The following is a 21,854-nucleotide window of genomic DNA, read 5'->3' as shown; positions in this document are numbered from 1 at the left end:
ACGACATGCAGGGGTATTGTGGCTGTCATTGATGCTGATGTCCGGCTGTACGGTGTTAGGGCCGGACTTTAGCGGTGTCGATGCGCCCACCTTACCGACAACGTGGACGGCGGCCGATTATCAGCAAAGTCAACTGAAAACCGTGCGTTGGTGGCAGCAGTTTAATGACCCGACACTCAATCAGTTGGTATTTAGCGCCAGTCAGCAGAACTTAGACATTGAAGCGGCGGGGCTGCGAATCCTGCAAGCCCGTGCTGCTGTCGGTGTGGCCAATTCTTTTCAGTATCCCCAGCGTCAGGCCATCGCCGGTAACTTGGCGAAAATCTATCAAAATGAAAATACGTTCGACAATGCCAGCATCAGTTTTGACGCGGCGTGGGAGTTGGATGTGTGGGGGCGTTATGCCCGTGGCATAGAATCGGCAGAGGCATCGCTGTATGCATCGATTGCGTCTTACCATGACATTTTGGTCACCATTAGTGCAGAGGTGGTACGTAACTACGTTAACTACCGGACGTTTCAAGAGCGGGTCTTGCTGTCAGAGCGCAATATTGAGATCCAGCGTCGGGTGGTGCGGATCACGCAAATCCAATATGAAACCGGTGATGTGACCGAGCTGGATGTGCAGCAGGCGAAAACCCAGTTGTATAACACCGAGTCGGCACTGCCCAGTTTGAAAATTGGCATGATGCAGTCGCGTAATGCATTAGCAGTGTTGTTGGGGACATTGCCGGAACAGACGGAAATATTGCTGAATGACGCGCAGATCAGCGCCAAAGTAAAAGCATTTGATAATAAGTACCAAGCGCAGCGTAACCAGCGCTTGTCCGCTGATTATGATGAGTATTCCCTGATCCCGGCTTCGCCGGATCTCTATCCGCGTATTGATGCGGGCCTCGTATTACGCCGGCCTGATCTGCAATTGGCCGAATTACAGGCGCAAGCACAAAACGCTCAAATCGGCATTGCCAGAGCGGATCTCTACCCCTCGTTCTCGTTGTTTGGGGCGATAGGGGCCAACAGTACGGTCAAAGCGGGGAATGATTTTTCATTCAGTGACGCCTTGAACTTATCATTGGGCCCGGCCTTTTCATGGAACATTTTTCAGTATGGGCGGGTAAAAAATAACATCCGCATTCAGGATGCACGCTTTCAGGAAACCCTGACCAATTACAACAAACAAGTCTTGCTGGCGGTGCAGGAAGTCAGTACGGCGTTGTCAGCTTATCAACTCAATCAAACACAAAAAACGTTGGCATTTAATTCCGTCGATGCCTCGGTGCGGGCCTATAACATCTCTTTGACGCAGTATGAAAATGGCCAAATCAGCTTTGAACGTCTGCTCAATTCGTTAGAAAAAATGACCCGCAGTGAAGATGCTTACGCCATCGTCAAAGGCAATGTCGCCAATCAGGTGGTGGCGCTGTACAAATCTCTCGGTGGCGGGTGGGAAGCCCAAACCGGTCGCGCCTTTATTCGTCCGGATACGCAAGAGCAACTGCAAAACCGTACGGACTGGGGCGATTTGCTTGATGATGCGGTACTGCCTGCATTAACGCCGGATGCGGTGCCACCGGCCTCGTCTCCCTTTGGCGCACCGATTGACCCGAGTCAGCAAGAATACCCCGGAAAGCCAGCGGAGACGTCGACGGGTGAATTGAACACATCCGGCGGGCCAGCGTTTGAGCCAGACGGTACGTATCAAGCGCCATCAGAAGGTGCAGGAGGGCAGCCCGAATGGTGACAGAAAGCAGCCGTGTACCCCATGAATTGGCGTGGGGCGATGTGTATTACTCCCCCTTGTTATCCGTGATTGTGCTGGCGGTGATTGCCGCATGGATCACCGTGATTATGATGAATAAAACCCGTTTGTCGCGGTTGATCATTTATCCGTCGACCACCTTTCTGGCCATTACCGTGCTCTATGTGGTGGCGATTGATGCGTTGTGGATCCCGTTTTAGCGTGCGCCGCGAAAAGAAGAGGTAACGATGAAAGCGATCAAAAAACTGCTGGTGGTGTTGATCAATGTCGTGATCATTGGGGCGGCGTTGTATTGGGGCTATGAAAAGTATCAGGCGTATTTCGAGAACCCGTGGACACGTAACGGACAAGTGCGGGCCAATATAGTGAAAGTGGCGCCGCGCGTGTCGGGGCCGGTGGTGAATGTTGCGGTGGTGGATAATCAGTTTGTACGCAAAGGCGAATTGCTGTTTGAGATAGATCCCACCACGTTTGAAGTGGCGCTGGCGCAGGCCGAGTCGTCACTCGAGCGGGCGCGTATCAGCGCACGCGGCAAGAAAATTGAGTACGACCGCTTAAAGGACATTCAACGACGCGACCGTGGGGCGGTATCAAGCAAAGATTTGACCCGCCGCCAAATCGCTTATGAAGAGTCGTTGGTTCAAATCAAAATCTCCGAGCAAAAACGCCTGTCAGCCATGCTTAATCTCTCTTTCACCAAGGTCTATGCCACCGTTGATGGCTATGTGTCTAATTTGGATATTCGTGCCGGGACACAGGCGGTTGCCAATCAGCCGTTATTGGCCTTGGTGGATGTGAACAGTTTCTGGGTGTTTGGCTATTTCCGTGAAAACCAACTGGCCAACATTGCTATTGGGGATACGGCCAAAGTGACCTTAATGGCGTATCCCGACCAACCGATCGATGCGGTGGTGGACTCGCTGGGATGGGGGATCGCGCCGCAAGACGGGTCGGTCGGCTATAACTTGCTGCCGAACGTGAATCCGGTGTTCCAGTGGATCCGTCTAGCACAGCGCATACCGGTCAAAATCACCCTGTCACCGTTACCGGAAGGGGTCAACCTGCGCTTTGGCATGACGGCGTCCATCATGGTGTTGGATGAAAAGGCCGAGCAAGCACGTGAGAGTGGAGAGGGGCGATAACATGGCAAAGAAAATCACGACGCAGAACAATTTCTTTTATCTGACGACCGCCTTGATATTGCTGCTGCTGAGCTCCTCGCTATCACAGGTAGTGCGAATAGGCTGGGTCGATACCTTATCGCAATGGGTGACGTTACTGACGTTTGTGGTCTGTCTGGTGAGTTTGCGGTTTGACAGTGGCTGGTATCGCTTTCTGATTTCACTGGTGGTGGTCTGGGTGATGCTGGCTCTGGCCCATAATCTGTTTGAATTCACGTATGCCAGTGTCCTGATGGTGGTGCTGATGTTCGTGTTTTTCTTTGGCACGTTCAAATCCATCATGCGGCAAATTCTGTTTACCGGCTCGATTGATAACAACAAGGTGGTCGGCTCCCTTGCGCTCTTTCTGCTACTCGGCTTGATGTGGGCGTTGATGTACTTGTTGATATTGGAATTTTCTCCAGCGGCTTTTACCGGCTTAGAGAAAAAAGAATGGGGAGAAACCTTTGCCAATGCCGCGTATTTCAGTTTTGTCACCTTAACCACACTGGGGTATGGCGACATCAGTCCGGTCACGCCCTTTGCTCAGGTCATTGTCTATTTAGAAGCGATTGCTGGCGTGTTTTATATGGCGATAGTGGTCGCCAGTCTCGTCGGCGCGAGCCAAACCAATCAGGATAATCAAGATGAATAAACAAGACGAACAACAAAAGCGCAGTATATTCATTAACAACATGTTGGAGTCGTCGATACGCATCGGCTTGTTGTTTGTTCTGGTGGTGTGGACCTACGGCATCATCAAACCCTTTATTATTCCGGTGCTGTGGGGTGCCATCATTGCCGTGGCGCTGATGCCGTTGACGCTCAAACTTGAGCGTTGGTTTAACGGCAAACGCGGCCTGTCTGCCACGATACTGGCGTTACTCGGGGTGGCCATTTTGATTGTGCCTTTGGTATTGGTGATGGGGTCAATTTATGACGGCATCGTCGCGGCGACAGATTTGCTGCAAGATGCCGAGTCCATTACCTTGCCGGGGCCGACACAGCGGGTGGCGGATATCCCCTTGATTGGCGATAAACTCTATGAAGTATGGGCGCTGTTTTCCAATAATATGGCGCAGGCCATTTCCAAATTCATGCCGGAAATCAAAGGGGCGATCAGTGCCTTTGCCGGGGTGCTGGGCAGTGGGGTCGCCACTGTGGTGATGTTTATCATCTCGCTCCTGATTGCGGCAGGTTTTATGGCGCATTCAGACAGTATGGCGGAAGGGGTTAAGCGTGTGTCCATCCGTGTGGTTGGCCCGAATGGTGAGGCTTGGGCGTCATTGATTGCCGCGACCATTCGCAGCGTGTTACTCGGCGTTGTGGGGGTGGCCTTTATCCAGTCCATTCTGGTGGGGGCGGCGATGTTTGTGTTCCGTATTCCGGCGGCCGGTTTGATCACCCTGATTGTGTTCTTTTTAGCAATTGCCCAATTACCCGCTTTGCTGATTGTGTTGCCAGTGATCATTTATGTGTTCTCTTACATGGATACCACGCCCGCGACCATCTTTACCGTGTGGGTGATTCTGGCGGGGCTGTCTGACAATATCCTGAAACCTATGCTGATGGGGCGAGGAGTGGATGTGCCGATGCCGGTGATTTTGATTGGTGCCATTGGCGGGATGATCGCCGCCGGGATCATTGGCTTGTTTGTGGGGGCGGTTGTACTGGCAATTTGGTATGAGTTGTTCACCACCTGGATGAAGATGCCGCAAGAAGGCGCCAGCGATACTACGAGCAATACAGCCAGCAATAGAACATCTGCGGGTACGGCTTCAGGCACAGGAGGGGCTTCAGAGCAATAAGCAGCGTGCACACGGCGTGTGTAGCGCACTCTTGTTGCACATCTTATTAGGCAGGTGAGTGAGATTTTACTCACCTGCCAGATCTTGATTTATGGTATCGTCATGGGAGGCCTTTAATTAGCAGTCGCGTTGGAAGTGACGATGCAAGAATTCTTCAAAAATATTTATCAGTACATTAATCCGCCGCAAGACCCTGATTTATCAGCGGCGAATCAGCAGTGGGAATCTCAACTCCCGACATTGTGGCTCATCGGTAAAACCGGCGCCGGAAAATCCACCCTGATTGAAACTCTGACAGGCAATGACAGTGTGGAAATTGGTAACGGTTTTCAGCCTTGTACCCAAACCTCCTTGTCCTACCAATTCCCGGAAGACAATCCGATTCTCCGCTTTCTGGATACCCGTGGGCTATCAGAAGCCAGTTACGATCCGGCGGAAGACATCGCCGCTTGTCAGCAACAAAGTCACGCCCTGATTGTGGTGATGAAAGCGGAAGAGCCATCGCAGCAAGATGTGTTAACGGCGTTAAGTAAAATCCGCAAAGACGGCCGTATCAAAAACGTGTTACTGGTGCATACCGGCTGTTTGTCTTTATCCGATGCCAGTCAGCGTGAACAGGCCATCGGTTATAATCATGATCAGGTAGAAAAAGCCTGGGGCGCGTCGGTTACTGCGGTACAGGTGGATTTTCTGGTACAACCGGAAGGCGCCGATTTGCCCTATGGTGTTGACCGCTTGCAAGAACAACTGGCAGAGCTGTTGCCGGTGCTGTATCTCCTGGAAGGGGAACAGCTGCACCATGATGCCGAACAGCGTAACTTTGCCAAACTGCAACGAGAAATTATGTGGTATGCAGGCAGTGCCGGTGCGTCAGATGCCTTACCTGCGGTTGGGCTTGTTTCTGTGCCCGCTATTCAGGGCAAAATGCTGCACAGTTTGGGCCGCCATTACGGTGTGGTGTGGAATCGTCAGCGTTTTACCGAATTTGCAGGCTTGATGGGGGGCAGTTTTGTCGCCAACTATGTCGTGCAGTTAGGGGCGCGTCAGTTGACAAAATTTATACCGGTGTACGGGCAAACTGTTGGTAGTGCGCTGTCGGTAGCCATGAGCTTTGGTATGACTTACGCCATTGGCCGTGCAGCGTGTAAATATTTATACCATATCAGCAAAGGCGAGCCGGTCAGCAGTGAAGCGATTAAAGCGGTATTTGAGCAAGCCTTAAAGCAAGTGAAAGAGAGCCAGAAACGCAATGAAAAGAACAAAAAATAGCGTGAATTTATTATCACGCACCTCGGCTGGCGTGATCCCCCTGATTCTGATGGCGTTGGTGCTGCCAGTATTGGCACTGGCGGGGCTTGGGTTAGTCAGTGTGGTGGAAAACGGATACTGGCTGATGTTGTCGCTGGTTTTGGTCGGCAGTTCGTTATTGGTGTTGGCCGGATATCTCTGGGTGCGTCGTCAAGCCAGTGAGCCCGATGTGACTGAGGATGACTTAAAAGGTGACATCGCCGTCGCACCGTCCGGAGAATGGGGCGCGTTTGATCGCGATGTGTGGCAAAGCCTGAATGTGCGCAGTAAAGACTTGTTAGCACAAGATGACAGCTGGCCTGCGCTGCGTGAACACAGCATGGCGTTGGCGATGGAAGTATCCGCCCGTTATGCCGCCGAGCGCAAAGGGAAAAGTGGTCACGCTGGACAGGAATGGGCGTTCACTGCGCCGGAGTTTCTGTTGATGATGGAGCAGGTCAGCAAGCGCTATCGCCATTTCTTACTTAACCATGTGCCGTTCGCCGAGCACCTGAAAATTTCGACCTTGCAGCAAGGGTATCGTCACAAAGAAAAGTTGGGCGCGGCGAAGAAATTGTATGACGCTTACCGACTGTTTCGTGCGTTTACGCCAGCCGGCATTGTGGCAGAAGCCCGTGGACAGATTTTTGGTGCTCTGTTTGATCAAGTCAGTGATGAGGTGCAGCATAAGCTGAAAAAAGTGCTGTTGCAGGAAGTGATCTCGGTAGCGATTGATCTTTACAGTGGCCGTTATTCGGTGACGGATGGTGAGCTGGGCGAGAGCACGGTGAAGCAGCAAGACGAAGGCCGTTTGGCAGAAGAAATTGAACCGTTGCGCGTGGCATTGGTCGGGCAGGTGAGTGCGGGTAAATCCTCATTCGTGAATGCGTTTGTCGGCAGTATGGTGGCGGAAGTGAGTGCCATTCCTTCGACTGACAAGATTGTTATTCACCGCTGTCACGTGGAAGGGGTGGATTTGATCCACTTGGTGGACTTGCCGGGCATTGATGGCAACGAGAAAACGCAAGCGCTACTGCTGGAACAAATGACCCAGAGCGATGTGATTTTCTGGCTGGTGAAAGCGAACCAACCTGCTCGTCAGCAGGATGTGATGCTCAAGCAGCTCTTTGATGATTTCTACCTGCAACCGAAAAACCGCAGTCGTAAGAAGCCGCGCGTGATCATGCTGTTGAATCAAGTCGACCGTCTGCAACCGGCGAACGAGTGGGCGCCACCGTACGATATGACTCAGCCGACCGATGCGAAAGGCAAAATCATTAAAGCGGCACTGGACTTCAATCTGGAACAATTAAAGCCTGATGAAGGCATTGTGATTGCAATGCCAGAGCAGCAGCCGTCGTACAACATGGCGGAAGTGGGAGAAAGCTTATTGGGATCGTTTGAAGAAGGCATCAATACGCAGCTAAACCGCCGCCGATTGAGTCATGGCAGTGCTGATCTTACCCAGCAAGCGAAACGCTTGTACTCGCTGGGTAAAGTGGCGGCTAAGCACTGGCTGAAAGAACAGTACTAATAATAACCTTAACGACGCTTAATTTTACGTGGTACTACTTCTACCCCTGTCCGATAACGTCCGGCAACGGCATTGACCGTCAGCTCCAGGGCGTTATCGGCAATCAATTCAAATTGCTGCGGCAACGACTGGATCTTGATCGGCAAGAAATCGAGCAGACGATTATCACCAAAAGTGGCCAGTCGGGTTTTTGTCATCAAATCAGGATTAGCCAGCAAGCCATCCAAAATTCCCTCAAACAAGGTGTAAGAGGTTGCCAGAATCGCCTCGGGCAGGGTGTCATTCTCAATCCACTGTTGCACCAGACGTTGCCCTTCCGCCTGACTGAAAGAAGCACCATAAGCCGTGAGTGTCATCAGGGCTGTGTCACAGTGGCCTTTGGCGGCTTGCTGTTTGCCGTGGGCACGAATCGCAGACAGAAAACCTTGTTCACGTTCTTTAGAGACACCCAGCTCCGGTACGGCACCAATCAGGCCAATGCTGGTGGTCGGTTGTTCCAGCAAACTGGCGGTTAAATCAAACGCGCCGTCTAAATCTTCACTGATCACCGAGGCAAACGTCTCATCATCTAGCGCACGGTCAATGGCGATCACCGGCACTTTGCTTTTTTGAATGCGTTTGTAGAAATCGTTATCGGCCGGTAAGGCACTGGCGACAATCAGCGCATCAATACGGCGACTGAGTAGGGTGTCAGCCACTTTCATTTCCGTTTCGGCATCATCATCCGAACACGAGATGATCAGCTGATAGCCCGCCTTGCGCACATTACTTTCCAGCAATTTGGCCAGTTTGGCGTAACTGCTGTTTTCCAGATCCGGAATGATCAACCCAAAAGAACGGCTGCTGCCGGCACGCAAAGAGGTCGCGGCATGGTCAGGGCGGTAGTTATGTTCATTCACTACGGCCATGACTTTGGCCTGGGTTTTCTCACTGATACGGTGCTTTTGCGCCTTACCGTTGATGACATAACTGGCGGTGGTGCGGGACACACCGGCGAGTTTGGCGATTTCGTCTAATTTCATGGAGTGCCTTACCGTTATAAACCGCTCGAATCATGTCTTTCTATTGATGAAAAAGACAGTGCAATTCTTACAAGGAATAGAAAATTGTGCGTGAGATCATAGATCCAAAACAGATCTGACACAGAACAATTGCAATACTAGCTGAAACCATTCAGCATGTCAGCTGAAAGGTTTCAGCCTAGCCTTACACCTTGTGCTCATCGCTTCAAGATTGTGTCGTCAGTGTAAGCAGGTGATACAGAACAGCCTCACAAGGCGTTCAGATTAGGCTGAAACTTTTTCATTTGCTGAAAAGCTGAAACGATTCAGCTTTGAGTGGGCTAGACTTAGTAGCGGCTGACGGTCTGTACGTCAGCATGGCATGAGAACACAACGGGAGTGAACAGATGCTGTCATTATCAACCAGTGATATTCAGCTCAATCAAGTAGCGTCAAACAAGCAAGACGCGATCAAAGCCATTGCGGCCGGTTTAGAGCAGCAGGGTTTGGTCGAAAACGGCTACGTGAACGGCATGCTTAACCGTGAAGCACAAAATTCAACGTTTTTAGGTAACGGTATTGCGATCCCACACGGGACAACCGATACCCGCGATTTAGTGAAACAAACCGGTGTACGCGTGCACCATTTCCCGCAAGGTGTGAACTGGGATAATGACAAAACGGTGTACCTGGCTATCGGTATTGCGGCGAAATCTGACGAGCACCTGGGCATTTTGAAGCAGCTGACCAAAGTGTTGTCAGCTGATGGCGTGGAAGATCGTCTGAAAAATTGTGACAGCGCAGAAGGTGTGATTGCCATTCTAAACGGTGAAGTGCAGTCCGAAGCCGATGTTGATACCTCACTGGTACAACTGGCGTTCCCTGCCACCGATTTGGTGCAGTTAACTGCTGTAGCGGCTGGCTTGGTGAAAAACCATCAGGCGGCGAGCAATGCCACCGTGGCGGATGCCATCGCACAAGGTGCTACCCATGTGGGTCAGGGCCTGTGGGTAGCAAAAAGCCAGAAAGAGGTCACACGCACCGCGTTGTCGTTTGTCACACCAGCTTCGGTATTTGAAGAAGACGGTGTGGCGGTGAAAGGCTTGCTGTTTGTGGCGGCGTGTAATGGCAGTCACGGTGCTGTGATGCACAACCTTGCACAACTGCTTTACAAGAAGCAGGCAGACAAGCTGTTCACGGCTGATGCGGCCGGTGTGGTGTCATTGCTGACAGAAGAAGCGCTGGACGGCACCACCGCTGTGTTTGCGATTCGTAACCCACACGGCTTGCATGCCCGTCCGGGTGCCATGTTGGTGAGCGTCGCGAAAAAATTCAATTCAACCTTACTGGTGGCGAACCTTAATGGTGACGGCAAAGCGGTGAATGCCAAGAGCCTGATGAAAGTGATTGCCCTTGGCGTGAAGAAAGGCCACGAGCTGCAGTTCACGGCGCAAGGTGATGATGCTGATGCGGCACTGGAAGCGATTGGTCAAGCCATTGCTGATGGTCTGGGTGAGGGGAAATAAGATGAATAAACCTAAAGTTGTAACCGTTACCCTTAATCCAGCTTTGGATCTGACCGGTAGCTTATCCGTATTGACCGCCGGTACCGTGAATTTGGTGGAAAGCGGTAGCCTGCATCCGGCCGGTAAAGGCGTGAATGTGGCCAAAGTGCTGGCAGAACTGGGTGCGGATGTGACCGTGACCGGTCTGCTGGGTGCCGATAACCAAGAACCGTTTTGCCAGTTGTTCGAGCAACTGGGCGTGCAAGATGCGTTTGTGCGCGTAAATGGCGCGAGCCGTATCAACGTGAAACTGGTCGAGCAAGATGGCCGCGTGAGTGACATTAACTTCCCGGGTGTGGAAGTGAGTGCCGACGATGTTGCAGCATTTGAGAAGACTTTGTTCAGCCTAGCGGAATCGCACGATGTGTTCGTGATGGCTGGCAGCCTGCCGCGTGGTTTGTCACCGGAGCAATGTGCTGAGTGGATTGCCGAGTTGCATCGTCAAGGCAAACACGTGTATTTCGACAGCAGTAAAGCGGCGTTAGCGGCGGGACTGAATGCGTCACCGTGGTTAGTGAAACCAAACGATGAAGAATTGTCGGATTGGGCGGGTCGTGAACTGACTACCGATGCCGAACTGCAAACGGTCGCTGAGCAATTGGCGGAAAATGACATTGCCAACGTGGTGGTGTCACTGGGCGCCAAAGGCGTGATGTGGCTGAACCAAGACGGCTGGCTACGTTCGCAGCCACCGAAAATGCAGGTTGTCAGCACTGTGGGTGCGGGCGATACCTTGGTCGCTGGCCTGTGTTGGGGCCAACTGAATCAATGGAACAAAGAAGAGACATTACGTTTTGCAACGGCCTTGTCTGCACTGGCCGTGAGTCAGGTAGGCGTCGGGGTTGAAGACATCAACCAAGTGCTAAGCGTGAAAGAAAATGTCCAAATTAGCCGCGTGAACGCGTAACTCGAGCAGAGGGGATTGAGATGAAAATTGCAGTAGTAACAGCTTGCCCAAGCGGTATCGCTAACAGCGTGATCGCGGCAGGGCTGATTGAAAAAGCCGCCGCTGATCTGAAGTGGGAAGCGAGCATTGAATGCCAGTCGAGCGTGATGTCGGTGAAAACCCTGACGGATGCACAAATTGCTGAGGCTGATGTGGTTATCGTGGCTGCCGATAAAGCGGTAGACCTATCACGTTTTGCGGATAAGCGCGTATACCAGAGTGCGGTAGCAGCGTGTTTTGAAGACCCGAAAGCATTTTTGGAAAACGCAACAGCCAGTGCTGACGTGCTGAGTGCAGCACAACTGGCCGCAACCGTACAAACCGCATCGGCAGGTGAAGACGCAGAAGGCGGCGTGAAGCGCATTGTTGCGATCACCGCCTGTCCAACCGGTGTGGCACACACCTTCATGGCAGCAGAAGCGCTGGAAGAAGAAGGCCAACGTCAAGGTCATCAAATCAAAGTGGAAACCCGTGGTTCAGTAGGCGCGAAAAACCAGCTAACGGCAGAAGAAATTGCCGCAGCGGATTTGGTGATTATCGCGGCTGACATCGAAGTGGATCTTTCTCGCTTTAATGGCAAGAAGCTGTACAAAACCAGCACCGGTCTGGCACTGAAAAAGACCACGGATGAAATGGACAAAGCGTTTGCGACCGCGACAGTGTACCAACACCAAGCCGGTGCGCAAACTGAGCAAAAACAAGAGAAAACCGGCGCGTACAAACACCTGATGACCGGTGTATCCCATATGCTGCCATTGGTGGTTGCAGGTGGTTTGTCTATCGCCCTGTCTTTTGTGTTCGGTATTGAAGCGTTTAAAGAAGAAGGTACATTGGCTGCCGCGCTGATGACCATTGGTGGTGGCTCTGCATTTGCCTTGATGGTACCGGTACTGGCAGGCTTCATTGCCTTCTCGATTGCTGACCGTCCGGGTCTGGCACCGGGTTTGATTGGTGGTATGTTGGCAAGCTCAACAGGTGCAGGCTTCTTGGGCGGTATCGTAGCGGGTTTCCTTGCTGGTTACAGTGCCAAGTGGATTGCGGAACACGTTAAGTTGCCACAATCGATGGAAGCATTAAAACCTATCCTGATCATTCCATTGGTAGCCAGTTTGTTCACCGGCCTGATCATGATTTACGTTGTGGGTGGCCCGGTTGCTGGCGCGATGACGGCACTAACGACCTTCCTGAACAACATGGGCTCTGCAAACGCGGTACTGCTGGGTATTATCCTTGGCTGTATGATGTGTTTCGACTTGGGTGGTCCGGTTAACAAAGCGGCATACACCTTTGGTGTGGGTCTGTTGGCTTCGCAAACCTACGCGCCAATGGCGGCGGTCATGGCGGCAGGTATGGTGCCGGCATTGGGTATGGGTCTGGCCACATTCCTGGCAAAACGTAAGTTCAACGCGAACGAAGCGGAAGCGGGTAAAGCGTCATTCGTACTGGGTCTGTGCTTCATCTCTGAAGGGGCGATTCCTTTTGCGGCGCGCGATCCAATGCGTGTTATCCCAAGCTGTATGGCGGGTGGTGCACTAACAGGTGCATTGTCGATGCTGTTCGGTGCAAAACTGATGGCACCACACGGTGGTTTGTTTGTACTGTTCATCCCGAATGCCATTACCCCAGTGTTCATGTACCTGGTTGCGATTGCGGCCGGTACTTTGGTGACAGGTGTGACTTACGCGATGCTGAAAAAGCCAGATGAAGACATGCTGGTAGCTGCAAAAGCAAAATAATCACACGGTGAGTCACTGACAACGATTGTCAGTGAGTAAAAGAAAAGAAGCCCCGGCATACTGAATGCCGGGGCTTTTTGCCACCGCTGCCTACGATATTGTTGCGTTTGCCCTGAATCCGATTGGTTTATTATTATGGTCACCGTTCGGAAGATAGAGTGTTGGTTCCCCCAATTTACACAACGTGTAAAGCACAAAACTCCATCGACATACGTTATTGTTGTAGACGTTCCTTGCGATATAAAGATAAAGCGCGTGAGGTTTTAGTATTATTATTCCTCGTTCAATTCCCGAATATTACTCTTTCTTATTTTTGCTCTTATTGTCTTACTTTTTATTAGTATTATTATTTATTGTTATTTTTCTTCTGCTGCTAACAACAGATCTTCCCCGTTTACAATCAAAAGATACGATTTCCCGATATCTAAATCACATATATCTGTCGGGTTCGCCCCGAGATATAATTCACCGCTACAGTTTTCAATGGTCATGTGAGGCGAAAAGGTGCCTTTTTTGACTTCTGATGTAGAGACAAAGGTTGAGATAATTTGTACCCAGGTATCGGCGATAGAAAACACACGAATCCGGTACTTATCTTCTAATGGCGCAGGCAGCTCTACATCGGTAGATAGCGTGAGCTCACCGCCATCCTGCCAAGCAATAGCCCACAGCTTCTCTGTATCATTCAACACCACATCATTCACTTCAGTTTGTATCGTTTGTGAGTTGGTGTCTTGAATACCAATATCAATACGCATGGGGGCGGCAGATGTCCAACTAATGCCATGGTACTGATTATCGTAATTAGGATTCGACGACACTTGGTTACCATCATCAAATAGTGGGTTGCTATCACCGTTTTCTCGAATATAAAAATCAACCGGCTCATTAGCAATATTGACTAAATCAATCCCAATCTTTCTAACACTGATATCATCCATGGATACAATTGTGGGTTCCGGACTGTCGCTGGAGCCGCCACCACAGGCAATTAATAAAGCAGTAGTCATTACGGTTAGCGCTGGCCTAATCATATTAGGAACCTCGTTATAATTATTTCTGAAGCACAAAGTAAGCATATTTCAAGAATGGAAAGTTTTTTGATGAATAATAGGGATAAAAATCAGAAATAAATAAGTGACTGAAAAACTATCATTTTCTTGCTCTCATGGATGAGATTCGTACTGAGACAGGGTTAAGAAACTCATATTGGCACGATTTTTATGAAAATGTGCCAGGTATGCCGCCTTGTTTTCGTGTGGTCGTGGTCCTGTTATCAAGGCGCTGGTATCAAGTATTGCTATCAAGGCGCCGTCCTCAGGGGTAGCCTTAAGGTAACAGCATCACGGCTGCGATGTGCGAGGTAAGCGAATGGATCTGGTTGCTGGTTTTTTGGTTGATAGTTTTCTGGTTGTTGATTGTCTGGATGAAAAAACGGCCTCCAGAAGGAAGCCGTTTTGATGGTTAGTTGCGTACTCACGCCCTTACCGACAACAACATGCCTTCTTTGCCTGCTAACGTCAGGGTCAGGATGCCATCTTTCACTTCCCACTCATCGCGGGTAAAGCCGTCGACCACATTGGCGTTATGCAGGCCGATTTGCCACATCGGGATAGACAAAGTCTTCGCATATTGGCTGTTGTTGATGATACAGATCTGCTGTTCATCCCCGTAGCTGCGGGCAAAGGCCAATTGCTGATGCTCGGCGTATAACCACTGAATGCTGCCCGACTGTAGTGCTTTTGACTGCTTACGTTGCTTGATCAGCTGTTGCACATAATCAAACATCGGGTGAGCGGTTTCGGTGCGTTCCCACGGGAAGCAACGGCGGTTATCCGGATCTTGTCCGCCTTCTAATGCTACTTCTGTGCCGTAATACACACACGGCGTGCCGACATAAGTAAACAGCATCAACAAGGCCAGCTTCATGGTATCTGTATCGCCATCAAGCAGGGTGAGGAAACGCATGGTGTCATGGCTGTCCAACTGGTTGAGCTGAGACAGTTGGTTCAACCAAGGCACTTTGCTACGTGCTTCGTTAAGCCATTCCACTAACACTTCCGCATCAATCTGACAGTTGTGGTAACTGATGTCTTGATGGGCAAAGAAGGCACGCAGCGGGTGCGCGAACCCGTAGTAGTTCATTGCGCCGTCTTCTTGATCGCCATGCAGCCAAGAGGTCGCTTCAAAGAAGTGTTCACCCAGAATGAAGCAATCCGGATTGACCGACTTTGCTGACTCGCGGAAGGCTTTCACATAGTGCGCGTTGTTCTTCGCGCCTTTGCCTTCGCCCAGCATATGGATCACATCGAAACGCCAGCCATCAATGTTATACGGTGGACGCAGCCAGGATTTGATCACCGCATCATCGCCAGCGTAAATGTAATCCTGCACTTCGGGATTCGAGAAATTCAGCTTCGGCAGGCTATCAATGCCTTTCCAACCGATGTAGTCATTCGTATCGCCAGTGAATTGGTAAAAATCACGGTATGGAGAATCGGGATGATTAAAGGCACCTTTGTGCTCGGTTTGTCTGCCGTAGCGGTCAAACCAAGGGTGATCAACGGAGGTGTGGTTGTATACCGCATCGAGCATGATCTTCATGTCACGTTGGTGCAGGTCGGCCACCATGTCCGCAAACTGCGCATTGGTGCCCAAATGTGGGTCGATATTGCGGTAGTCGGTGGTGTCGTATTTATGGTTACTTGGCGCGGTAAAAATCGGGTTTAGATACAGGGCCGTGACGCCGAGATCTTGCAGGTAATCCAGCTTGTCGTGAATGCCTTTAATGTCGCCGCCAAAGAATTCATTCGGACCATTCTGGCCGTGTTCAGAAACCGGATGGCCCCACGGCAGCGCAATGGTCGGGCGTTCGTTACCGCGCAGGCAGTATTCATCGGTTTTCACGCTGATAGACGGATCGCCATTGTGGAAGCGGTCCGGAAAAATTTGGTAGAAGACTTGAGATTGCATCCACGCCGGTGGCTGGTGGACGCGGTTGTATTTGAAGTGCGCTTCTCGCCCGGGAACGCGTGGGCTGACGCCATTGCCGTGCAACCACCACTGACGACTGTTTTGCATGATCTTAAAACAGTAGTGGGTGATAGGTTGGTCTTCGTTGACGGGAATGGCTGCATGCCAGTATTGCAGGCGATTGAGTGTCTCGCCGCGCGTCATTTCGATCAACTCTTCTTCGTTGTCAGGATCACAACGAACAAAAATGGTGGAAATCAGCGTGTCGGCTTCACTGACGAGAGTGAGGTGGAGTTGTTGTTCACTGTTGTTATTGTCACGAACCGTCACCCAGTTCGGGTCTTGTCCGTGATAGAAAAATGGCTTATTGGTCATTGTTTTATTGCCTATAACGTCATTGGATTATGGGAGAAGTACGAACCATTTCTACCATACTGTTTTTGGCAATAAAGAGAATCCTCCCTGACCAAAAATTAGAGGCGTAGCAAGGGGCGTAGAGTGAGCATGCGGCCAAGGGAAGCCGGCTCTGTCAGTGTATGCGAGAAAGGCAATGGGCTCTGAATACCCCTGAGCTAAATGGAACAACGGCTGTTCGGTGAATAAGCCATCTCTTTGATCCGCAACGGCATACGATCAATCAGCGACGTGATGTACTGCCAGTTGGTCTCTTCTCCCCAGCGGTGTTTTTCTAACCCGTCTTTCCCAACCAGCACAGCGGTGTGGCTGTCAGTCGCAATGCGGTATTTTTGGGTCAGCATGTTGATTTCTTCAGGGCTGAAGAGGTTCTCTGGCTTGTAATAACCGTCTTGGGTGATCACGATAACTTTGATATCGCGCTCCTGAAGCTGACAGTTATTCATCAGGGTTTCTTTCACAAAGGTTTTCACATGCTGATCATGTGCCGGTGCGAAGAACAGAATGCTGCGGTGATTCCAGTGGATGGAATCCATCGGATAGGCTTGTGCCGTGCCAGCCATGCCGACGGTGCCAAGAGAAAGGGTCAAAACAAGTGTCAGTGTTCGCCAATATTTCATCGTCGTTACCTTACTTAGAGAGCGGTAAGGGAGTGTGAGATGTTGGGCCATTCGTCAACCGGCTAAGGCAGAGCGAATGCGCATTACATCCATAACTAACGACTATCCTGTCAAATTGGATCAAAACCGAGACGGTGTCTTATTCTGTGTTTTACGTCATAGGAAGTATAACCCAGTACGAGAAGCCAGTAGGAAAAACGTAGAATGCAGGCAGTGTACGGGCGGAAAAGGGCAAGGATAGCGAAGTGAGAGAAGGTGATATTAGGGGCTAGCACTGGCGACTGACTACCAGTGCGACGAATGAGTGATTGCGTGGCTGTATTTAAAAGCCGGAATTTAAGAGCCTGTATTTAGGAAACGGTATACTCAGACAGGTGCGCCGTCACATAATCAATAAACACGCGTAAACGGGCAGGCATGAACTTGGTCTGCGCAAACTGCAACGCGATATCACCTTGGTAGTTCCCTTTAATCGTCCAGTCCGCCAGTACCGGTTGCACTTGGCCGTCGGCGAGTGCTTGTTTGATAACAAAATCAGGGAAAATACCAATGCCAAAACCGTCAATCACGCCTTTCAAACGCATTTGGGAGTGATTCACCGCATAACGGCCTTTTACCGCAACGGTGTGGGCTTCATTGTCTTTCACGAAATCCCAGATGTGATCCGTGGTGGTTTCCCCCAAATACAGACAATCATGCTGACGCAGATCTGTTGGGTGAACCGGCGTGCCGCGTTCTGCCAAATAGTCTGGGCTGGCACACAAACGCAGGCTGACTTTCCCCATGTGTTTCACCACTAAGCCTTCGGTCGGCTTCTCTGTTAAGCGAAACACCACATCAATGCCTTCAGAGATCAAATCAATCTCGCCATCGGTGGCTTTGAGTTTGAGTTCAATGTCCGGGTATTGGGTCAGGAAGGGCTTGACCATCGGTTGCAACACAATGCTCAAAAACGCTTTGGGTGCAGCGACCGTGAGCGAACCAGAAGGCACGGCATGTTCAGAACTGGTGAACTCCACCGCTTGTTTGGTGGCTTCCAGCAGGGTACAGCACTGGTTGTAAATCCCCTTGCCGGATTCGGTGATCACCAGCTTACGGGTGGTGCGTTCAAGCAGCTTGGCAGACAGGGTATGTTCAAGGCGAGAAAGCTGTTTACTCAGGGCGGAAGGGGTTACGCCCAGCTTCTTGGCTGCAGCGGTAAAGCTGCCTTCATCCACGACGATTTTAAAGACCGCCAATTCTGGCATAAGGGCAATGAGTTTATTTGTGTTCATGGTTCACGAGTCCTTTTCCAGGAGAGGGGATAATAGTCTGAATTCGCTTTGATTAAAATGATTACCGACTAAATCCAGTGAAATGAACATAAACTGTTTAATGGAATTATGCTTGGCCTGATGTGGTAAGAATTTTAAGAGTGAAAATCACATCGGCAATAAAAGAATCTTGAGAGGAACATCATGTCTGCTGCATTTTACGCTCAAATCAATCAGCAATTAGAAGAAGTAAAAGCTGAAGGTCTTTACAAATCTGAACGCGTGATCACATCGGCACAGAAAGCGTCTGTGTCTATCAATACGGGCGTAGAAGTATTGAACTTCTGTGCAAACAACTATTTGGGTCTGGCTAACCACCCTGAGCTGATTGAAGCAGCGAAAGCGGGTATGGATGAGCACGGCTTCGGCATGGCCTCTGTTCGTTTCATCTGTGGTACACAAGACGCGCACAAAGAGCTAGAACAAAAGCTTTCTACATTCCTGGGCATGGAAGACACGATTCTTTACACCTCGTGCTTCGATGCGAACACCGGCCTGTTTGAAACCATCCTGGACGCAGAAGATGCAATCATCTCTGATGCCCTGAACCACGCATCTATCATCGACGGCGTACGTCTGTGTAAAGCGAAGCGCTTCCGTTACGCGAACAACAACATGGAAGAGCTAGAAGCACAGCTGATCGCCGCTAAAGAAGCTGGCGCACGTCACACGTTGATCGTGACTGACGGCGTATTCTCAATGGACGGCGTAGTGGCTAACCTGCCAGCGATCTGTGACTTGGCGGACAAGTACAACGCACTGGTTATGGTTGATGACTCTCACGCAGTCGGCTTCATGGGCGCGAACGGTCGCGGTACACATGAATACCATGACGTGATTGAGCGTATCGACATCATCACCGGTACCCTAGGTAAAGCCATGGGCGGTGCGTCAGGCGGTTATACTTCTGGTAAGAAAGAAGTGATTGACTGGTTGCGTCAGCGTTCTCGTCCGTACCTGTTCTCTAACTCTGTGGCACCTGCGATTGTTTCTGCGTCTCTACGCGTGCTGGATCTGCTGGCAGAAAGCGGTGCACTGCGAGACCAACTATGGGCAAACGCGGCACACTTCCGTACACGTATGGAAGGCGCAGGCTTCACCATGGGCGGTGCGGATCACGCGATCATTCCAATCATGCTGGGTGATGCAAAAGTAGCAGCAGAATTTGCTGAGCGCGCACTGGAGAAAGGCATCTACGTGGTAGGTTTCTCATTCCCTGTGGTACCAAAAGGTCAGGCGCGTATCCGTACACAAATGTCAGCTGCACACAGCCGTGAACAACTTGATCGTGCGATCGATGTGTTCATCGAAGTTGGCCAGGACATGGGCATCATCTAATTCATCATCATGCTGCGTTCGCTGGCGTTTTTATCACTTAGCCGGCGAACATAGCATTGAGATGAATGCGTTTGTTTAACGCGAAAAACACATGACAGATTTCTTTGCTTCGCATTGCGCGGGGCAGCAGTGAGAAAACACAATGAAAATTAAAGCACTATCAAAGCTAAAGCCTGAAGAAGGCATCTGGATGACCGAGGTTGATAAACCTGAAATGGGTCACAACGACATCCTGATCAAAATCAAGAAGACCGCGATCTGTGGTACCGACGTACACATCTACAACTGGGATGAGTGGTCACAAAAGACGATTCCTACGCCTATGGTTGTGGGCCACGAATACGTGGGTGAAGTGGTTGCGATTGGTCAGGAAGTGCGTGGCTTTGCAATTGGCGACCGCGTATCTGGCGAAGGTCACATCACTTGTGGTCACTGCCGTAACTGTCGTGGCGGCCGTACTCACCTGTGCCGTAACACTATCGGTGTGGGCGTAAACCGCGAAGGTGCGTTTGCTGAATACCTGGTAATCCCTGCGTTCAACGCATTTAAGATCCCTGAAGGTATCTCTGATGACCTAGCGTCTATCTTTGACCCGTTCGGTAATGCCGTACACACTGCGCTGTCTTTCGACCTAGTGGGTGAAGACGTGCTGATCACCGGTGCTGGCCCAATTGGCATCATGGCGGCAGCGGTAGCAAAACACGTAGGTGCACGTCACGTTGTGATCACTGACGTGAACGAATACCGTTTGGATCTTGCGCGCAAGATGGGCGTAACCCGTGCGGTTAATGTGGCAGAAGAGAAGCTGGAAGATGTGATGGCCGATCTGGGCATGACAGAAGGTTTCGATGTGGGCCTTGAAATGTCAGGTAACCCATCTGCATTCAACTCTATGCTGAAAACCATGAACCACGGTGGCCGTATTGCACTGCTGGGCATTCCACCATCAGACATGGGTATCGACTGGAACCAAGTGATCTTCAAAGGCTTGGTGATCAAAGGTATCTACGGTCGTGAAATGTTTGAAACCTGGTACAAGATGGCGTCTCTGATCCAATCTGGTCTGGATCTCACACCAATCATCACGCACCACTACAAGATTGATGACTTCCAAGCAGGCTTTGATGTGATGCGTTCAGGTATGTCAGGCAAAGTGATCCTGGATTGGGAATAATTCCCCGTTACACGGAAAACATGCATAAATGAGAAACGGGCCGAAAGGCCCGTTTTTTTGTGTCTGAAATTTGTATGGTTCAGCATCAATGTTTTTAATAAATAAGATGCTTGTCATGAAGATAGATAAATCAACTTCAATGGCAGGCGGGGACCATTGTTATCATCCCACTATTCTAGTGGCATTCCCAAATAGAGTTCTCCGAATTAAACTGGACAAAACGGAGAACGCTGATGAAAAGATCACGATATACAAAAACTCAGATCGTCAAGACCCTGAAGGAAGTTCAAGCCGATAGATTGGTGAGAGAGGTTTGCCGCGAGTATGGCATCTCTGACGCCACCTATTACAATTGGAAATCAAAATACGGAGGTATGGAAGCCTCTGATGTGAAACGACAGAAAGAGCTTGTCGAATCGTTGGTATTAGTGATTCACTTTACCGTTATCAACCTGACAAGCATCGCAATGATGCTGTTATTGTTGAGTTGCAGGATGGTGTTAAACGTTATCCTGCTTATGGTTTTTAGTCAGCTGTTAATAATACTAAAACTTAGTGGACATCGCTGGAATCACAGGCGCGTACACCGTATCTATTGTGATATCAAACTGAATAAACGTCGTCGAGGTAAGAAGCGTTTACCGACTCGCTACCCTGAACCTCTGTGTGTGCCAGCAAGCATTAATCAATATTGGTTAATGGACTTTATGAGTGATTCACTTATGTGCGGAAGACGTTTTAGAACCTTCAATGTTATCGATGACTTTAATCGAGATGTGTTGGCGATTGAGATTGACCAGAATTTACCCGTTCCTCGAGTGGTAATAGTATTAGAGCGGATTGTTGCTTGGCGTGGTTACCCCAACAAGCTACGGATGGATAACGGGCCTGAATTCATATCGTCTACGTTAGCTGAATGGGCAGAGCAGCATCAAATCCAACTAGAGTTCATCAACCCCGGCACACCAACACATAACTCATATGTTGAACGATTTAATCGCACTTACCGCGACGAAATACTCAATATGTATGTCTTCAAAACACAGAATGAAGTACGAGAACTGACCGAAAAATGGTTCATTGAATACAACGATGAACGACCACACGGTGTGTTAAATGATCTGACGCCATGGGAATACCTGACTAAGTTAGAACACTTGGAAAACTCTAATTTAGGGTGCTACTAAAAAATGGGATGTTTACACTAATGCCGATCAGTTAAG

17 protein-coding genes and 1 pseudogene are annotated in these 21,854 nt (G+C 50.2%); 13 read left to right on the top strand and 5 right to left on the bottom strand.

From position 1 onward, the window contains the following. The first annotated feature begins 31 nt into the window (after nucleotides 1-31). The 7 genes from ABT58_RS01535 (at nucleotide 32) to ABT58_RS01505 (ending at nucleotide 7,551) form a co-directional block, all read left to right on the top strand. A complete protein-coding gene (locus ABT58_RS01535; protein WP_082210908.1) occupies nucleotides 32-1,744 on the top strand; it encodes a TolC family protein in 1,713 nt (570 codons plus the stop codon). Further along, nucleotides 1,738-1,962: a DUF1656 domain-containing protein gene (locus ABT58_RS01530; protein WP_047872604.1), complete on the top strand. Its 225-nt coding sequence runs from the start codon at nucleotides 1,738-1,740 to the stop codon at nucleotides 1,960-1,962. Before ABT58_RS01535 ends, ABT58_RS01530 begins: the two co-directional genes overlap by 7 nt. Nucleotides 1,963-1,998: 36 nt before the next feature. Then, nucleotides 1,999-2,904, top strand: coding sequence for an HlyD family secretion protein (locus ABT58_RS01525; RefSeq protein ID WP_047872678.1), 906 nt, complete (start codon nucleotides 1,999-2,001; stop codon nucleotides 2,902-2,904). 1 nt (nucleotide 2,905) lies between these two features. Then, nucleotides 2,906-3,577 carry a potassium channel family protein gene (locus ABT58_RS01520; protein ID WP_047872603.1) on the top strand — a complete coding sequence of 224 codons (672 nt, stop codon included), beginning with the start codon at nucleotides 2,906-2,908 and terminating at the stop codon, nucleotides 3,575-3,577. Then, nucleotides 3,570-4,730, top strand: a complete 1,161-nt coding sequence (locus ABT58_RS01515) for an AI-2E family transporter (RefSeq protein ID WP_047872602.1) — start codon at nucleotides 3,570-3,572, stop codon at nucleotides 4,728-4,730. The genes ABT58_RS01520 and ABT58_RS01515 overlap by 8 nt, the downstream gene beginning before the upstream one ends. 141 nt (nucleotides 4,731-4,871) lie before the next feature. Continuing rightward, nucleotides 4,872-5,999 (top strand): YcjF family protein, encoded by a 1,128-nt coding sequence (locus ABT58_RS01510; RefSeq protein ID WP_047872601.1) that lies wholly within the window; start codon nucleotides 4,872-4,874, stop codon nucleotides 5,997-5,999. A gap of 1 nt (nucleotide 6,000) precedes the next feature. Next, nucleotides 6,001-7,551, top strand: a complete 1,551-nt coding sequence (locus tag ABT58_RS01505; RefSeq protein ID WP_229821576.1) for a GTPase family protein — start codon at nucleotides 6,001-6,003, stop codon at nucleotides 7,549-7,551. Between the two features lie 8 nt (nucleotides 7,552-7,559). Here the strand turns inward: ABT58_RS01505 and cra are convergent, their stop codons facing one another. Continuing rightward, nucleotides 7,560-8,573: a catabolite repressor/activator gene (gene cra, locus ABT58_RS01500; RefSeq protein WP_047872599.1), complete on the bottom strand. Its 1,014-nt coding sequence runs from the start codon at nucleotides 8,571-8,573 to the stop codon at nucleotides 7,560-7,562. A 386-nt stretch (nucleotides 8,574-8,959) separates the two neighbouring features. Here cra and fruB point away from each other — a divergent pair, with 386 nt between their 5' ends. From fruB to fruA, 3 genes are read left to right on the top strand one after another with little or no spacing between them, the layout of a single operon-like run. After that, nucleotides 8,960-10,078 carry a fused PTS fructose transporter subunit IIA/HPr protein gene (gene fruB, locus ABT58_RS01495; RefSeq protein ID WP_047872598.1) on the top strand — a complete coding sequence of 373 codons (1,119 nt, stop codon included), beginning with the start codon at nucleotides 8,960-8,962 and terminating at the stop codon, nucleotides 10,076-10,078. 1 nt (nucleotide 10,079) lies between these two features. Next, complete coding sequence (gene pfkB, locus ABT58_RS01490; RefSeq protein ID WP_047872597.1) at nucleotides 10,080-11,024, top strand: 1-phosphofructokinase; 945 nt, start codon at nucleotides 10,080-10,082, stop codon at nucleotides 11,022-11,024. Between the two features lie 20 nt (nucleotides 11,025-11,044). Further along, nucleotides 11,045-12,799 (top strand): PTS fructose transporter subunit IIBC, encoded by a 1,755-nt coding sequence (fruA, locus tag ABT58_RS01485; protein ID WP_047872596.1) that lies wholly within the window; start codon nucleotides 11,045-11,047, stop codon nucleotides 12,797-12,799. 356 nt (nucleotides 12,800-13,155) lie between these two features. Here fruA and ABT58_RS01480 read toward each other — a convergent pair whose 3' ends face one another. From ABT58_RS01480 to ABT58_RS01465, 4 genes are all read right to left on the bottom strand, one after another. Continuing rightward, on the bottom strand, nucleotides 13,156-13,809 hold the full coding sequence (locus tag ABT58_RS01480; protein WP_047872595.1) for a hypothetical protein: 654 nt from the start codon (nucleotides 13,807-13,809) through the stop codon (nucleotides 13,156-13,158). A 466-nt stretch (nucleotides 13,810-14,275) separates the two neighbouring features. Continuing rightward, a complete protein-coding gene (gene malZ, locus ABT58_RS01475; protein ID WP_047872594.1) occupies nucleotides 14,276-16,147 on the bottom strand; it encodes a maltodextrin glucosidase in 1,872 nt (623 codons plus the stop codon). A 197-nt stretch (nucleotides 16,148-16,344) separates the two neighbouring features. Continuing rightward, complete coding sequence (locus ABT58_RS01470; protein ID WP_047872593.1) at nucleotides 16,345-16,806, bottom strand: DUF4174 domain-containing protein; 462 nt, start codon at nucleotides 16,804-16,806, stop codon at nucleotides 16,345-16,347. Between the two features lie 350 nt (nucleotides 16,807-17,156). Then, complete coding sequence (locus ABT58_RS01465; RefSeq protein WP_047872592.1) at nucleotides 17,157-18,080, bottom strand: LysR family transcriptional regulator; 924 nt, start codon at nucleotides 18,078-18,080, stop codon at nucleotides 17,157-17,159. A 183-nt stretch (nucleotides 18,081-18,263) separates the two neighbouring features. On the opposite strand from ABT58_RS01465, the gene ABT58_RS01460 reads away from it, so the two are divergent. The 3 genes and pseudogenes from ABT58_RS01460 (at nucleotide 18,264) to ABT58_RS01445 (ending at nucleotide 21,818) form a co-directional block, all read left to right on the top strand. Next, a complete protein-coding gene (locus ABT58_RS01460) occupies nucleotides 18,264-19,457 on the top strand; it encodes a glycine C-acetyltransferase (protein WP_047872591.1) in 1,194 nt (397 codons plus the stop codon). Between the two features lie 142 nt (nucleotides 19,458-19,599). Beyond that, nucleotides 19,600-20,631 (top strand): L-threonine 3-dehydrogenase, encoded by a 1,032-nt coding sequence (gene tdh / locus ABT58_RS01455; RefSeq protein ID WP_047872590.1) that lies wholly within the window; start codon nucleotides 19,600-19,602, stop codon nucleotides 20,629-20,631. Between the two features lie 233 nt (nucleotides 20,632-20,864). Next, nucleotides 20,865-21,818 (top strand): annotated as a pseudogene (locus tag ABT58_RS01445) (IS3 family transposase). Nucleotides 21,819-21,854 lie beyond the last annotated feature (36 nt).

It is taken from the genome of Photobacterium aphoticum, assembly GCF_001029435.1.
GTDB classification, from domain to species: Bacteria; Pseudomonadota; Gammaproteobacteria; order Enterobacterales; family Vibrionaceae; genus Photobacterium; species Photobacterium aphoticum.
This window is presented reverse-complemented; position numbering and strand designations above follow the sequence as displayed.